Source organism: Nonomuraea sp. NPDC049400, assembly GCF_044466425.1.
In the GTDB taxonomy this organism is placed as follows: domain Bacteria; phylum Actinomycetota; class Actinomycetes; order Streptosporangiales; family Streptosporangiaceae; genus Nonomuraea.
The window spans coordinates 180,014-194,200 of the sequence record NZ_JBITMP010000016.1 but is presented as its reverse complement, the minus strand read 5'-3'; the positions used below and the strand labels follow the sequence as shown (position 1 = coordinate 194,200).

General features: G+C 70.1%; 17 protein-coding genes, 1 tRNA gene and 1 pseudogene. 6 read left to right on the top strand and 13 right to left on the bottom strand.

Features of this window, described 5'->3' with window-relative positions:
- Position 1: 1 nt before the first annotated feature.
- Positions 2-652 (top strand): restriction endonuclease, encoded by a 651-nt coding sequence (locus ACIBVN_RS26215; RefSeq protein ID WP_397140641.1) that lies wholly within the window; start codon positions 2-4, stop codon positions 650-652.
- A 209-nt stretch (positions 653-861) separates the two neighbouring features.
- Here ACIBVN_RS26215 and ACIBVN_RS26210 read toward each other — a convergent pair.
- A pseudogene (locus ACIBVN_RS26210) lies at positions 862-1,467 on the bottom strand (DUF6603 domain-containing protein); the annotation flags it as partial.
- Between the two features lie 118 nt (positions 1,468-1,585).
- Between ACIBVN_RS26210 and ACIBVN_RS26205 the strand changes: the two are divergent.
- Complete coding sequence (locus ACIBVN_RS26205; RefSeq protein WP_397140600.1) at positions 1,586-1,852, top strand: hypothetical protein; 267 nt, start codon at positions 1,586-1,588, stop codon at positions 1,850-1,852.
- Between the two features lie 247 nt (positions 1,853-2,099).
- Here the strand turns inward: ACIBVN_RS26205 and ACIBVN_RS26200 are convergent.
- Positions 2,100-2,172 (bottom strand) — tRNA-Ala (locus ACIBVN_RS26200).
- A gap of 95 nt (positions 2,173-2,267) precedes the next feature.
- On the opposite strand from ACIBVN_RS26200, the gene ACIBVN_RS26195 reads away from it, so the two are divergent.
- Positions 2,268-2,960, top strand: coding sequence for a tRNA-dependent cyclodipeptide synthase (locus tag ACIBVN_RS26195; RefSeq protein ID WP_397140598.1), 693 nt, complete (start codon positions 2,268-2,270; stop codon positions 2,958-2,960).
- 25 nt (positions 2,961-2,985) lie between these two features.
- The gene (locus ACIBVN_RS26190) at positions 2,986-3,513 is read left to right on the top strand and encodes a hypothetical protein (RefSeq protein WP_397140596.1); all 528 of its coding nucleotides are present in this window, start codon (positions 2,986-2,988) and stop codon (positions 3,511-3,513) included.
- A 6-nt stretch (positions 3,514-3,519) separates the two neighbouring features.
- Here the strand turns inward: ACIBVN_RS26190 and ACIBVN_RS26185 are convergent, their stop codons facing one another.
- The 6 genes from ACIBVN_RS26185 to ACIBVN_RS26160 all read right to left on the bottom strand — a co-directional run bounded on the left by ACIBVN_RS26185 (position 3,520) and on the right by ACIBVN_RS26160 (position 9,086).
- The gene (locus ACIBVN_RS26185) at positions 3,520-5,010 is read right to left on the bottom strand and encodes a von Willebrand factor type A domain-containing protein (protein WP_397140594.1); all 1,491 of its coding nucleotides are present in this window, start codon (positions 5,008-5,010) and stop codon (positions 3,520-3,522) included.
- Between the two features lie 117 nt (positions 5,011-5,127).
- On the bottom strand, positions 5,128-5,658 hold the full coding sequence (locus ACIBVN_RS26180; protein WP_397140592.1) for an isoprenylcysteine carboxyl methyltransferase family protein: 531 nt from the start codon (positions 5,656-5,658) through the stop codon (positions 5,128-5,130).
- The gene (locus tag ACIBVN_RS26175; RefSeq protein ID WP_397140590.1) at positions 5,655-6,674 is read right to left on the bottom strand and encodes a type III polyketide synthase; all 1,020 of its coding nucleotides are present in this window, start codon (positions 6,672-6,674) and stop codon (positions 5,655-5,657) included. Before ACIBVN_RS26175 ends, ACIBVN_RS26180 begins: the two co-directional genes overlap by 4 nt.
- 49 nt (positions 6,675-6,723) lie before the next feature.
- Complete coding sequence (locus ACIBVN_RS26170) at positions 6,724-7,812, bottom strand: methyltransferase (protein WP_397140588.1); 1,089 nt, start codon at positions 7,810-7,812, stop codon at positions 6,724-6,726.
- A gap of 168 nt (positions 7,813-7,980) precedes the next feature.
- Complete coding sequence (locus tag ACIBVN_RS26165; RefSeq protein WP_397140586.1) at positions 7,981-8,493, bottom strand: DUF6653 family protein; 513 nt, start codon at positions 8,491-8,493, stop codon at positions 7,981-7,983.
- A complete protein-coding gene (locus ACIBVN_RS26160) occupies positions 8,490-9,086 on the bottom strand; it encodes a TetR/AcrR family transcriptional regulator (RefSeq protein ID WP_397140584.1) in 597 nt (198 codons plus the stop codon). Before ACIBVN_RS26160 ends, ACIBVN_RS26165 begins: the two co-directional genes overlap by 4 nt.
- Positions 9,087-9,170: 84 nt before the next feature.
- Here ACIBVN_RS26160 and ACIBVN_RS26155 point away from each other — a divergent pair, with 84 nt between their 5' ends.
- Positions 9,171-9,404: a hypothetical protein gene (locus tag ACIBVN_RS26155; RefSeq protein WP_397140582.1), complete on the top strand. Its 234-nt coding sequence runs from the start codon at positions 9,171-9,173 to the stop codon at positions 9,402-9,404.
- A 38-nt stretch (positions 9,405-9,442) separates the two neighbouring features.
- Positions 9,443-10,336 carry a GNAT family N-acetyltransferase gene (locus ACIBVN_RS26150; RefSeq protein ID WP_397140580.1) on the top strand — a complete coding sequence of 298 codons (894 nt, stop codon included), beginning with the start codon at positions 9,443-9,445 and terminating at the stop codon, positions 10,334-10,336.
- On the opposite strand, the gene ACIBVN_RS26145 is transcribed toward ACIBVN_RS26150, so the two are convergent.
- From ACIBVN_RS26145 to ACIBVN_RS26125, 5 genes are all read right to left on the bottom strand, one after another.
- A complete protein-coding gene (locus tag ACIBVN_RS26145) occupies positions 10,333-11,190 on the bottom strand; it encodes a pyridoxamine 5'-phosphate oxidase family protein (RefSeq protein WP_397140578.1) in 858 nt (285 codons plus the stop codon). The genes ACIBVN_RS26150 and ACIBVN_RS26145 overlap by 4 nt on opposite strands.
- The gene (locus ACIBVN_RS26140) at positions 11,190-11,633 is read right to left on the bottom strand and encodes a VOC family protein (protein WP_349451828.1); all 444 of its coding nucleotides are present in this window, start codon (positions 11,631-11,633) and stop codon (positions 11,190-11,192) included. The genes ACIBVN_RS26145 and ACIBVN_RS26140 overlap by 1 nt, the downstream gene beginning before the upstream one ends.
- 78 nt (positions 11,634-11,711) lie before the next feature.
- On the bottom strand, positions 11,712-12,275 hold the full coding sequence (locus ACIBVN_RS26135; protein WP_397140575.1) for a CGNR zinc finger domain-containing protein: 564 nt from the start codon (positions 12,273-12,275) through the stop codon (positions 11,712-11,714).
- A 57-nt stretch (positions 12,276-12,332) separates the two neighbouring features.
- Entirely contained in the window at positions 12,333-13,163 is an 831-nt protein-coding gene (locus ACIBVN_RS26130) for an SAM-dependent methyltransferase (protein WP_397140573.1), read from the bottom strand.
- 72 nt (positions 13,164-13,235) lie between these two features.
- Entirely contained in the window at positions 13,236-14,183 is a 948-nt protein-coding gene (locus tag ACIBVN_RS26125) for a GlxA family transcriptional regulator (RefSeq protein WP_397140571.1), read from the bottom strand.
- Positions 14,184-14,187 lie beyond the last annotated feature (4 nt).

The window sequence follows — 14,187 nt, the reverse complement described above, 5'->3', positions numbered from 1 at the left end:
CATGGCGAGGGGCTCCAGGAGAGGAAGCGGTAAGCAGAGATCACGCAAAAGACAGCGGGTGCTCACGGCGGCGTGCGTCCTGGGCGTCGTCGTCGTGTGGTTCGCCGGCGAGCACCCGGGCTGGGCGGCGGGGACCGCCTGCCTGCTCGTTGTGTTGTTCGTAGGCGGGCTCATCCTCCGGAACCGAGTGATCCAGGCGGAGAGACGGCGGTTCCTGGCCGCCAATGTAGAGCTGGAGAAGGTCGATCGGATGACGGGCCCCGCGTTCGAGCATCTCGTCGCCGAGCGGATGATCGCTGACGGGTTCCGCCAGGTCCGCGAGTGCGGCCGTACCGGTGATGGCGGGGTGGATATCACGGCCGTGGCTCCGGGACATGGCCGGTACGCCGTCCAGTGCAAGCGTTACAGCAAGACGGTCGGCGCCCCCGAGGTGCGCAACTTCCTCGGGGCGCTGGCCAACACCTTCGCCGGCCACACCGGAGTTCTGGTCACCTCGAGCCGTCTCACCAAGCCGGCCAGACTCGAGGCCCTGGGCGCACGAGAGCCGCTGATCCTGGTCGAACGCGACCGTCTGGCGGACTGGCTTCTGGGCACGGTCTCGCTGCTGCCTGCAAGATCGGCCGGAATGCTGACCGAAGACGAAGCCACGTAATTCGATCGCGACCTACGCGATAGCCCGTCCCAGTCATCCGCCCCGATGCCGACGACGGTGATCACAGGTTGCCCAGGGACGCGCGTCACTTGGATCTCCACGACCACCCGCGACGGGTTGGGCCTGGGCGGCTTGTAGCGGGAGGGGTAGCGGCGCTCGGCGTCGGCCACCTGCTCCGGCTCGGTGCGCAGTACGGCCCAGCCCTGCGGCGAGTCCAGGCCGCTGACCGGCGCGATCGTGACCATATCCTCCCGTTTCGGCAGCATGCTGGCGAAACCGTCCCAATCCAGGGTCTTATCGCCGGATCCAGACCGCCGGGCACCGAAGGAGATCGTGACGGTGATAACCACCACGTGAGCGGAGACCCTGCCACCCGTCGGAGGCCCCCACATGGCCAGGTCGGCGCCCACCGAGACGGAGATGGTCTTATGGATGAACCAGACGTCGACCTGGAGCGTGGCACTGATGCTCACCGAGATGCTCGCCTCGAAATGGAACGGCCGCCACCACACCAGCAGATCCGCCTGCGCGGTGAACCGCGCCCGCACGGGGCCCGCGTGGAAGACGACATCGAGCCGCCCGCCCGCCATCGCGCACGACGGCGTCACCGTCAGACACGCCTGCGCCTTGACCGACACGTTGCTGCTGACCGCCCAATCGATGCCCAGCCGCGGCACCCGCGGGTAGAAGGCGGGAGGCTTAAACGCCGGATGGTAACCGCCCAGGGTGACCACGAACTGCCCGGCGTTCGGGCTCGGCCCGAACCACACCGCGCACGCGAACCCCCCGGTGAGGTGACAGGCCGGCGTCAGCACATACGAGGCCGACGACAACTGCGCGGCCACCTCGCCCCTCGGCCACCTCGACAAGTTCCGCCAGGATTTGCCCTATCTCAGCCCTTCGTGGCGGGAGACGTACTCCGCTGTCAGGGCGATGACGGAGGGGTTGAACGGCCGTCTCAAGGGCCACGACGTCGACCTGGCTGATCCGAAGAACCGGCTCGCCCACGGCCGCGTCGCCCAGACCATCCTGGTCGCGTTGCTCGTCACCGTCGCCAACGACCACTTCCTCGACCAGTGGCGCCACACCCACCAGCCCCCAGACGAGCCGGACACATCCACCGACGTCTTCGAGATCCCGGCAGAGCGCCTCGACCGCTCGCCGCTCACAGGCCGGAACAGGCCACCACCCGTCCCATAACCTGCACGTCAGATCACCTTGTCGCAGCACCCAGCCCGGAGCCGGCTTCGCCATGCCCAGCGACGCGAACTCCAGCCTCCACCAGCGCCTCGACACCACCCGGGCCTCCCCAGGCACCTGCTCCGCAGCTCCCAAACCAGGACGAACCAAGTTCGGAAACTCCTGAAACGACAAGATCCCGCCTGATCGCGATGATCAGACGGGATCCCGTCAACTTCAGTCCAGCCGTTTCAAGAACGGCCCCGGGTGGAGCTATGGGGATTCGAACCCCAGACCTCCTCCATGCCATGGAGGCGCGCTACCAACTGCGCTATAGCCCCTTGCTGCCTGTACGAGTGTAGCCGACTTCGCGACCCCTGAAGCACACCTTAAAAACCTTGCATACGGAGAGTAAAATATTGCTACCGTCCGTGTCGTGATCAGCTTCCATCCTGTACCTCTGACCTCGCATTGCGCCCAGATCCTCGACAAGCGGGAGCACGCCATCATCGGCGTCAGCGCCCTCAACGGCTACTTCACTCCTTGGACCATCAGGCACCTGCTCGACTGGGCGACCCGGACGTTCGCGCGGGTCGACGTCCTCGTGCCCGGTGTCGAGCTGGCCGGGACGCTGGTCGCGAGGGGATGCCCGGCAGCCAAGGCGGGGGCTAAGGCGAGGGCGGCCGCCAACAACACCCGCAACCGGGTGATCCGGGCGCTCGACGCCATCGACCCGCCGAACGCCGCCGTGTTCGACTGGAACGAACTGGCCCCCAATCGCGCCTATGGCGAGGCGCGAACGGAGCTGGAGCGCCTGTTCGCCACGCATCCGGCCTTCAGGCAGCACTGCATGGACGCGGTACGGCCCATCGTCGGCGTGCCGGAGCTCTCGCGCGCGCAGGCCGAGCAGGCCCTGCCCTTCCTCCTGGCCGAGCTGCCCCTCGTCATCGACACCCCGTCGATCCTCGGCACGGGCTCGTCGGTGTTCTGCTATCCCCGGCCGATGCCGATGGTCGACCTGCTCTACGCGGGCATGCTCCCTGTCCATCCCGGCCCCACTCAGGGATTCGTGTCCACCGCATTGACACCGGCCGCCCGGCCTGCGCAGTATCTATGTAACGCTCTGTAGAGACAGAATCACTAAGGGTGCCCCCATGGATGCACGTGCCCGAAATGCTGGACATGCGTTCGACACAAGCGACATGGACCACGACGGCTACCTCGATCATCGAGACATGATCGTGGTCGCCACCGCCCTCTGCGAGCGGCTGGGGCTCTCCGAGCGGGGCAGCCGGCTGGTCAAGGACGCCTACGAGCAGGTCTGGCAGTATGCCGTGCACCACATCGGCACCGATGCCGACGGCCGCATCAGCAGGGAGTCCTACATCGCCTACGCGCTCGCCCCGGAGCGCGACCGGACGGAGTTCGTGGCCAACGTGGTTTGGCCGATCACCGACGCCCTCTGGGACGCGGTCGACGGCGACGGCGACGACAGGCTCGACCGGGCCGAATACCTGCGCCTGTGGGCGGCGTATGACGTGGCGGCGGAGGCGTCGCGGGAGTCGTTCGACCAGTTGCGCGGCAACAGGGTCGCGCACGTGTCGAAGGCCGGGTTCGCCCAGGCGATGTACGACTACTACTACCGCTCCGCCTCTGCCGCCCCCATACTCGGCGACGACTAGAAACGCTCACCCCACCGAGCCGGCCTTGCCGATGAGCGTGACCAGCTCCGACACCATCGGGTCCTCCGACGCCGCCGCCAGCCGGGTGGCCTGCTTCCCGAGCGCGGGCAGATCCATGCCGAACGCCTTGCGATCCCGCAGGTAGACCGCGAACGCGGCGACCACCACGTCAACCTGGAGCCGCATCGGCGCCTTGTCCCACACCGACGTGGCCAGCTCGTCGGCCCGCAGCGACCTGCTCGCCTCCGAGGCGGTCCGGGTGTCGGGATCCTGCCAGCGTACGGTGGCCTGGGCGAGTTGCCCCTCGGCGCCCGGCTTGAGGCGGAGCGAGTAGAGAGCCGTGACCGAGTGGCCGGGGCCGATCTCGCCGCCGTCGCGGCTGTCGTCACGGAACTCCTCCGTGGACAGCGCGCGGTTCTCGTAGCCGATGAGCTGGTAGCTCTCCACCACCGACGGGTTGAAGACGACCTGCGCCTTGGCGTCGCGCGCCCGCAGCTCGATGGTCGCGGGGAGCTGCGTGGCGAAGATCTTGTCGGCCTCTTCCTGGGTGCTGACGTACACCGCCATGCCGTCGCCGTTGTCGGCGAGCTGCTCCATCAGCTCGTCGCCGTAGTCGCGACCGACGCCGACGGTGAGCAGCGTGACCTGCTTGGCGGCGTACTCCTTGACCCGGTCGAGGATGGTCTGCCACTCGGTGCTGCCCTGGTTGGCCAGGCCGTCGGAGAGCAGGATGACCCGGTTCGTGGCGGCGGGGCGGAACGCCTTGGACGCCTCCTGGAACCCGGTGACCAGCCCCGCCTCAAGGTTCGTGCCACCGTTGACGGTCAGCTCGTCCACCGCGTCGCGCAGTTCTTCCCTGGCGGTCAGCGGGGTCATCGACGCCAGCACCTCGGCCTCGTCGCTGAACGACACGATCGACACCTGGTCGCCGGGCGCGAGCTGGTCGAGCAGCTTGAGCAGGGCCGACTTGACGAGGTCCAGGCGGCCTGGCTCGGCCATCGAGCCGGAGACGTCCACGACGAACGTGAGGTTGGCGGGCCGCCGCTCGGCCGACTCCGACGCGCGCGTCTGCAGGCCGACGCGCAGGACCGCCTCGTCGCGCGACGGCAGCTTCGCGCCGTCCACGTGCACGGCGAACCCGTCGTCCGGCGGCTGCGCGTAGTCCTGCCGGAAGGCGTTGACCCACTCCTCGGGACGGATCTCGCCGGGCGCGGGCCAGCGGCCCTCCTGGAGGGCGCGACGGGCGTAGCCGTACGAGGCGGTGTCCACGTCCAGGGCGAACGTGGAGATCTGGGCCGTGGTCGTGTCCTGCTCGGCGTTCTCCTGCTCGGCGTTGTCCTGCTGGGCGGGGGACTGGGCAGGGTGTGCGGGTTGTTGCTTGGCGTTGGCCGGATGGGGTGCCCGGTCACTGCTCGTCGAGCCTCCGGAGCCGCCGCACGCGGCCACGGCCAGCAGCGCAACAAGCCCGACACCCGCCGCTAAGGGGCGAATCTTCATTGCAACCACCTCCATGCCGTACGACGGAACTCGATCTCCGATGGCCGGGCCGGTGACGTAAGCGAGCGCAAACCGCGACCGAGACGTGATCGCTTGTGACAGCTGAGGTAAGTGAGATCAGCGTTTCCCGGCCGGATCCCGCCGGATGAGCCCGAGCGCCGCGTTCTCGACGCGGATGCGTACGGTGAGCAGCACCGCGTTGGCGGCGGTGAAGGCCAGCGCGGTGAGCCAGGCGGTGTGCACGAGCGGCAGCGCGAGGCCCTCGGCGACGACGGCCACGTAGTTGGGGTGGCGCAACCACCGGTACGGCCCGCTGCTCACGAGCGGCAGACCCGGCACCACGACGACCCGGGTGTTCCACTGCCTGCCCAGCGTGCCGATGCACCACCAGCGCAGTCCCTGGGCGAGCAGGACCGCCGCCAGCATGGGCCAGCCCAGCAGCGGGATGAAGGGGCGGCCCAGCAGCCACACCTCGGCGGGCGCCGCCGCCAGGAGCGCGATGTGGGCGAGGACGATCCAGGCGAAGTGCCGCCTGCCGTGCTCGACGCCGCCCCTGGACCTGGCCCAGGCCAGGTTACGGCGGGCCACCACCAGCTCGGCCAGCCGTTCCAGCACGACCAGGCCGATGAGGACCAGGTACGCGCTCACCAGTGCAGGAGCAGCAGCTCGGCGGAGAAGCCCGGCCCCAGGGCGAGGAGCACGGCGGGAGCGCCAGGACGGCCCCTGGTCTCCTGGAGCACGTGGAGCACCGAGACCGAGGACAGGTTGCCGTGCTCGCGCAGCGACCGCCAGGTCACCTCGAGCGCCTTGGGCGGCAGGCCGAGGGTCTGCGCGATCTTCTCGATGACCTTGGGACCGCCGGGGTGGCAGACCCAGGTGGCGACCTGCTCGGGGGTCAGGCCGTAGTCCGCAAGGAACGCCCTGATGTCACCGGACAGCACCTGCTCCACGAACCCGGTCAGGTCCGGGTCCAGCACGATGCGGAAGCCGTGCTCACCGACCTCCCAGCCCATGAGGTGCTCGGTGCCGGGATAGAGCCGGCTGCGGGTGGCGACGACCTCGGGTCCCTCGCCGCGCCCGGTCGCGACGACGGCCGCCGCGCCGTCGCCGAACAGGCCGCCGGCCACCAGGTTGGCGATCGAGGTGTCGTCCCGCTGGATCGTCAGCGAGCACAGCTCCACGCACACCAGCACCGCGACGTGGTCGGGCCAGCCGCGCAGGTAGTCGTGCAGGCGTGACAGCCCCGACGCGCCCGCCGCGCAGCCCAGGCCGAACACGGGCACCCGCTTGACATCCGGCCGCAGCCCCACCCGCTGGGCCAGCCTGGCGTCCAGGGAGGGCGTCGCGACGCCGGTACTCGAGCAGAACAGCAGGTGATCGACTTTCTCCGGGCGGATGCCGGCCTTGCGCAGCGCGCCTCTCAGGGCCTGCTCGCCGAGCTCCAGCGCGACTTCAAGGTAGGTGTCGTTGGCGCGCGCGAAGGAGTCGAGCTTGGCGTAGTCGGCCAGCGGGAGCGCGAGATTGCGGCCTTCCACCCCGGTCGCGGCGTGGAAGCGTCGCAGCAGGTCCTCATCACAATCGGTCAGCCGGGAGAACGCCTCGGTGATCTCCGCCTGCGTGTAACGGTGATCAGGCAAAACACTCTGTACTCCCGATATGTGCATGCATCTCTCCTGCCGCTGAGAGACCGCGGCTAACATGCACCCGGTCGGCCTAGCGGTGCGTGAGCCTCCAGAGGGAGGTCACCTCGGCGGCGCGGGCGGCGTGCAGCGGATCCTGCTCGTCCTTCGGCCGGTTGTGCCGTGGGGGCACGTCCAGGCGCCCCGCCACGCGCAGCCCCGCCCGCTCGAACGCGGTCAGCAGGTCATCCCGGGTGCGCAGGCCGAGGCGCTCGGCCAAATCCGACAGGATGAGCCAGCCCTCGCCGCCCGGCTCCAGACGCACGGCAAGGCCGTCGAGGAAGCCGCGCAGCATCCGCCCGCCGGGATCGTAAACCGCCTGGTCGAGGGGTGAGACCGGCTTGGCGGGAAGCCACGGCGGATTGCACACGATCAGCGGCGCCTTGCCGGGCGGGAACAGGTCGCCGCGGACGATCTCCACCCGGTCGTCCAGGCCCAGGCGGGCGATGTTCTCGCCGGCGCAGTCCACGGCCCGCTGGTCGAGGTCGGTTGCCACGACGTGCCGCACGCCTCGCTTGGCCAGCACGGCGGCGAGCACTCCCGTGCCGGTGCCGATGTCGAACGCCAGCCGGTCGTCCGGCAGCGGCGCCTGCGCGACCAGATCGAGGTATTCGCCCCTGATCGGGGAGAACACACCGTGGTGCGGGTGGATGCGGGCCTCGAGCGCCGGGACGTACACGCCTTTGCGCCGCCACTCATGGGCCCCGATCAGGCCGAGCAACTCGCGTAGCTGGCCCACCGCGGGAGGGGCCTCGGGGCCGTACACCTCGGCGCATGCCTCGCGCACGTCCGGCGCCCTGCGCAGCGCCACCACGTGGTCTTCCGCGAACGGGATGAGCAGCATGCCCAGCGTGCGGGCGCGCTGGGACTGGGCCTGGCGGTAGAGGTGGAACCCGGCGCCGGGCGCGGCTGGCTTGCACCTGCGCCCCATGGCCGCCAGCAGTTGGCGGGCGTTGTGGAAGTCGCCCTGCCACAGCAGCGCGGTGCCCTCGCAGGCCAGCTTGTACGCGGTGTCGGCCTTCATCCGGTCGTCGGCCGTGATCACGCGCGTGGGCGGTGGCGCGCCCAGCGCGGAACGCCAGACCGCAGACCGTTCCTGCCCCGCCTCGGTCCAATGGATCATCAGAACCGACCGTTTCACGTCCGCACCCGTACGGGCCACCGATTTTTCGGAGTTGGCGTCACCGACACCCTACGTCTCAGCGGCGTGTCATCCCGCGCGGAGCGCGCCGAGCATGAGCGTGAAGTGGCGGCGCCAGCGGCGATCAGCGCGCTCTGACCTGCATCGCGGTCACGGCATCCCCGTCTGGCGGCCGGGTCGTTCGCGGGAGGCGTTCTGGTGTGCCAGGTAGAGCTGGCCGAGGCGGTCGATGCGCCAGAGCTGGCCCACCGTGATGAGGGTGGCGCCGAAGACGGTCGGCCAGAGCTCCAGCGCGATCAGCCCCCAGATGAGCAGCGCGAAGCCCGCCGAGCCGAGCGCTATGAGCAGCCGCTGCACGCGCCGGTGGTCGCCGGTGACCAGCGACCGGTCCCGCAGCCACAGCTTCTCGCCGTAGATGCCCCTGGCCGTCCAGCTGCCGGGCTGCTCGACCGCCGGGAAGACGTGCGGGTTGAGCGCCAGCCAGACCACGACCAGGCCCACCGGGACCAGCGCCCACCAGCCGATCCATTCCCGGCTCCAGATCGCCGCGATCATCAGCGGGATGGCCGCGAACCTGGTCCAGACGCTCCACGGATTGGCGTGCCGCTTCCACGCCTCGTCCGTCATGCCGGCCGCCTGGGCGTACCTCTTCAGAACACTCATGCGATGAGCCCCCTTGCCAGCGCGTTGATGGTGGCCTCGACCACTTGCTGGTGCTCCGGCCCGAACCTGTCCCTGTTGAGCACCAGCAGGCCGGCCGTGCGCAGCACGCCGACCAGCACCTCCGGCGGGGCGTCGGCGACGATGACGCCGTCGGCCTGCCCCTGGGCGAGATAGTCCAGCAGCGGCGTCACCAGGTGAGGGGTGACGCGGGCGACCTCCTCGGCCCCGACCCTGCGCGCCACCGCCTCCAGCTCGTCGGGACGGGTGAGCAGCCGCCGGTAGAACGGGTCGGTGGTGAGCACGTCGATCAGCTCGCGCATGAGGGCGCCGAGCGCCTCGGCGCTCGGCGGCTGGTCCAGGGCGGCGGCGAGCCGCTTGCCGAGCATCGGCGCCCTGCGGATCATCACCTCCTTGTACAGCTCCTCCTTGGAGTCGAAGAAGGCGTAGAAGCTGCCCTTGGCGACGCCTGAGGCCGTGACCAGCTCGTCGAGCGAGGTCTTCTTCAGGCCCTGGGTGGCGAAGAGCTCTTCGGCGGTGTCGAGCAGGGACTCGGTGATGCGCGCCCGGTCGTCCGCCGTGAATGCCACAGCCATGTGTGTCCCTATGACTGGATTGGATATTGAGTCATAGGCTAGCACTGGCTGCCGAATCGAATCTTTGTTCGTATAATGGTGAGCATGGATCTCAACACACAGGACCTGCCCGAGCTTTGGCGTCCGCCCGTCGTGGAGCACGCCGCGGCGACGCGTTATCTGCTGGCCTGGGGTGATGACGCCGAAGGGGTGCGGTGGGGTTATCTGCTCTGGCCCCCGCGGGCGAGCGAGGGTGCGCGGTGGGTGCACTGGGAGGAGATTCGCCCGATCGTGGGGGAGGACTACGGCGCGGTGCCGGTCGCGGCGTCGTGGATATGACCGTGCGAAGCAGCGATTGCCTGACTAAAGTCAGAGGAATGGACGGCATGACGATCGGGCAGGTGCGGCGGTTCCAGCGGACGGTGACGCAGCGGATCGGCGCGCTCAGCGACAGATACCTGGCCAGGGATCGGCCGCTCGGGCAGTCGCGGGTGCTCTGGGAGATCGGCGCGGAGGGCAGCGAGGTGCGCGCGTTGCGGGCGCGGCTCGACCTCGACTCCGGCTACCTGAGCAGGCTGCTGCGGTCGCTGGAGGCCGACGGGCTGGTCGTCGTCGACGACGCCGGCTTCGACGGCAGGGTCCGCACGGCCCGGCTCACCCAGGCGGGGCTCGCCGAGCGCGCGGAGCTGGACCGCAGGTCCGAAGAGGCGGCCGCGACCATCCTGGAGCCGCTCTCCGACGCGCAGCGCGACCGCCTGGTGGCGGCCATGTCCGAGGTCGAGCGCCTGCTCATCGCCTCCATGGTCAGCGTCGACGTGCTCGACCCGCGCCATCCCAGCGCGCGCCACTGCATGCGGAGGTACGCCGGCGAGCTGGCCCACCGGTTCGAGGGCGGCTTCGACCCGGCCGCCAGCCCCGCCGCCGACGCGGAGCTGCGGCCCCCGGCCGGGATGCTGTTGGTCGCCGTGCTGCACGCCGAGCCGGTCGGGTGCGTGGCCCTGATCCTGCACCGCGACACCGCGTCCGCCAAGATCAAGCGGATGTGGGTGGACCCGGCCGTCCGCGGGCTGGGGCTCGGGCGCCGGTTGCTCGCGGAGGCAGAGGCGAAGGCGGCGGCGAACGGCATCCGCACAGTGCGGCTGGAGACCAACCAGGCACTCACGGAAGCCGTCGCTCTCTACCGCGCGAGCGGATACCAGGAGGTGGCGGCGTTCAGCGACGAGCCCTACGCGCATCACTGGTTCGAGAAGCGCCTCCCCGTCGGCTCCTAGATCGGTGGGTTGAAGCGGTGGTATCCGGGAGCGGTCCAGCCGGCCGACACCGTGTTGGCCACGTGCACATACTCGTCCAGCTCGAAGCGCACCATCCGCTGCTCTCCCCACTCCACCCAGGCCCGGCCCGTGAGCTGCAGCGTCTGCCCGCGCTCCCAGTCCACGAACAGCAGCCCGGCCGCCGGGTCCAGCTCCAGGTTCCCGAGCGTCATGTACATGGAGTTGCCCTGGTAGTCGGGGAAGGCCAGCGAGCGCGGCCCCGTGACCTGCACGAACCCGGGGTTGCCGCCTCGGTGTGACGCGTCCGCCCCGAGGCCGTCGGCTCGCGTGGCGATGAAGAACGTGTCCGCCTCCGCGATCCACCTCTGGTGCCGGTCCGGCAGCGAGGTCCCGCGTCCCAGCCCCACGGGGGTGCCCGGAGCGGAGGTGGGGGAGCGGGTCTGGAGGTACTTGGGGCAGTTCGAGTAGACCTGTTCCGTCCACACCACCAGAGCCTCGCCGGCCTGTACGGCGGTGCCGTTCACGCGCATCCTGCGCCGCGTGTGCGGCTCGATGGCCAGCAGGCCGATGTCCCGCTCCCGCGCGAACAGCCCGTGCAGGGGATCGTCGGCGCCCGGCACGGCGTGCAGCACGATCGTCCGGTCGTCGAACGGTGACGCGAAACCCGCGGACCCCGTCAGCACGCCGGCCCAGACACGGCCGCCGTCGTCGGCCGCGCCCACGACGATCATGTGCTGGTTCCGCAGGAACTCGGCAGCCACCTCGGGGATCTCCGGACGCGTCCGCGAGCTCCCGTGATCGGCCGCCCGCACCCCCGCCCGCCGCTGCACGGCGACCTCTCCCGGATGCCTCATTAGAAGAACCCGCAGGTCGGAGCGTCAGAGGTGGGCGCGGGCCGGTCGCCGGCGCCGTCCTGGGAGAAGATCTCCAGCCGGATGCCGTCGGGGTCCTCGAAGAACACGCCGCCCGACGAGGCGCCCTCGCGGTGCGGCACGACGCCGTCGTGGTGCAGGGTGGCGCCGATCTCCCTGATCACGGCCTCCGCGCGCCGTACCGCGTCGAGGTCCGCCACCTGGAACGACAGGTGGTGCAGCCCCGGCAGCGCGGTGGCGAAGCGGCCCTCGCTCTGCTGCCAGAGCGTCAGCACCAGCGTCCCGTCCTGCGTCAGGAACGCGTACCGGCGGCCGTCCTCATGCGACTCGCCCGCCACCGTGAAGCCGAAGATCCGCGTGTAGAACTCCTTGGACTTGTCGAGATCCGTGACGTTGAGCCCGACGTGACCGGTCTGAAAGGACATCCCGCTCTCCTCTAACGCATGCATGACTGTCTTCCCGTTAGAAGAGGAGCATATAACGGGAAGAGCGTCTTGCAAACGTTAGATTTTTCGGTGCTCCTTGTAGTGCCTGGCCGCTCGGGCGCGGTTGCCGCAGGCCGTAGAGCACCACTCCTGGCGAGGGTGCTCCTTGATGAAATAGAGCACGCAGCGCGGCGCCGGGCAGGTGCGGAGCAGGGCGCGCTCCGGCCCCGCGAGGAACTCGACGGCCCCTGTGGCGAGCCGGCCGAGCAGCCTCACGCCGGGGTCGGTCTCCATGGCGGGCACGGTGACGAGAGCGGGCTCGCCCTCCCAACGCAGCTGGGGCGCCGTGGGCGCGGCCAGGGCGGTGGCGTTGACCAGGGCCAGCGACTCCTCGAATCCGGGCAGTCTCGACGCGTCGGCCCGGCTGGGCGGGTCCGGCGCCACGGCTCTGGCGAACAGCGCGCGTACGGACTGGCGCAGGCGCACCGTCTCCTGCCGCAGCGCCTCCGTGACGGTGAAGTCGCCCAGGTCGGCCGCGTGTGTGCGCGCCCAGGCCGTCATGCCGTCCACGTCGGACAGCTTGTCGATCAGTCCAGAGCGCTCGGCCCTGATCGTGCTGACGAATTCGAGGGTCAGGGACACGCTCTCAATGTAGCCAGGCGACGGCCGCCCTCGAACGCGTGCTGGAGAGGTGGCGGCCTAGTCCGGGCGGCGGCCCACTCCGGCCAGGATGCCGCCCTTGGTGAGGTCGTACGAGCCGCCGGGGGAGGCGTCGGGCGTCCAGTCGGCCACCGGCACGACGCCCGGGCCGAGCAGGTCCAGGCCGTCGAAGAAGGAGGCGATCTCGGCGTGGCCGCGCCGCGCCAGGCCGCCCGAGGTCGTGCCGGAGTAGACCTGCTGGCCGGCCGTGGCGACCTCCTCCATGTCGTTGCCCGCGTACAGGAGGTGCGACAGCACCAGATGGCCTCCGGGCCTCAGGCGCTCGCGGATGCGCGCGGCGATCCAGGCGGCCTCGGCGTTGTCGGGGATGAAGTGCAGCACCGCGACCAGCAGGACGGCGTACGGCTGGGTGAGGTCGAGGTGCTCCGCCACGCGCGGGTCGTCCAGGATGGCGTCGGGGTCCTTGAGGTCGCCCTCCATCGCCAGCACGTCCGGGTCCCTGGCCAGCAGCGCGCGGGCGTGGATCAGCACGATGGGGTCGTTGTCCACGTAGACGACGCGGGAGCCGGGGGCGTGCCGCTGGGCCACCTGGTGCACGTTGTCCTGGGTGGGCAGGCCCGCGCCGATGTCGATGAACTGGCGCACCCCGGCCTCGGCGAGCGTGCGTACGGCGCGGCCGATGAAGCCGCGGTTGGCCAGGGCGATCTCGCGGGCGTCGTTGCCCATCCGCCGGCCGATCTCGATCATCTTCTCGGCCGCCTCGCGGTCGGCGGCGAAGTTGTCCCGGCCGCCGAGGTAGTAGTCGTACATGCGGGCGACGCTGGGCACGTCCGGGTTGATGCCGGCGGGTAAGTGGTCCGCGTCGGCCATGTGACGACCCCCTCCTTGTCGATCTTCTTGCGGCGATTGTAGGGGGAAATGTGGCTTTTGCCGCCAGAAACCTCAGGTCCGGCGGAACGTATGTCTGTACGCCAGCGGCGAAACCCCGACGGCGGCATGCAGGTGCTGGCGGAGCGAGACCGCCGTCCCGAACCCCGCCTTCCTGGCCACGTTCTCCACGCCCAGGTCCGTCGTCTCCAGCAGGTGTCTGGCGTGCTGGACGCGCTGGCCGTTCAGCCACCTGGCCGGGCTCATGCCGGTCTCCTCGCGGAAGCGCCTGGTGAACGTGCGCACGCTCATCCGCGCGTGCTCGGCCAGCGCGGTCAGGTCCAGCGGGCGGTCCAGGTGGGCCAGCATCCAGTCGCGCGTGGCCGCCGTGCCGCCGCCCGCGTACGGCAGGTGCCGGTCGATGTACTGGGCCTGGCCGCCCTCCCGCCACGGCGGCATGACGCAGCGGCGGGCCGCGCGGTTGGCCACCTCGCTGCCGTGGTCGCGCCTGATCACGTGCAGGCACAGGTCCATCCCGGCCGCCACGCCGGCCGAGGTCAGCACGTCGCCGTCGTCCACGAACAGCACATCGGGATCCAGTTTCACCTGCGGGAACAACCGGGCGAAGAGCTCCGCGTTGCGCCAGTGCGTGGTGGCCGGACGGCCGTCGAGCAGCCCCGCCGCCGCCAGCACGAACGCCCCCGTGCAGATCGACATCGTACGAGGCCGCCCTTGCAGCGCCTGGCCCAGCGCGGGGGAGATCGTGCCGTACCGCATCGAGCGGCCCGCGTGGATGCCGGGCACCACGACCGTGTCGGCGGTGTCGAGCACGTCGAGGTCGTGGTCGGGCAGCACGCTGAAGCCCGCCGAACAGCGGACCGGCATGCGTCCCTCCGAACAGGTCACCACCTCGTACAACTTCTCGCCGTCCGCCGTCTCGGCCACCCCGAACACCTGCCCGGGCACACCGAGGTCGATCGGGGCGAAGTGGTTGAGCGCGACGACCACGATCCGATGGGTCATGGCC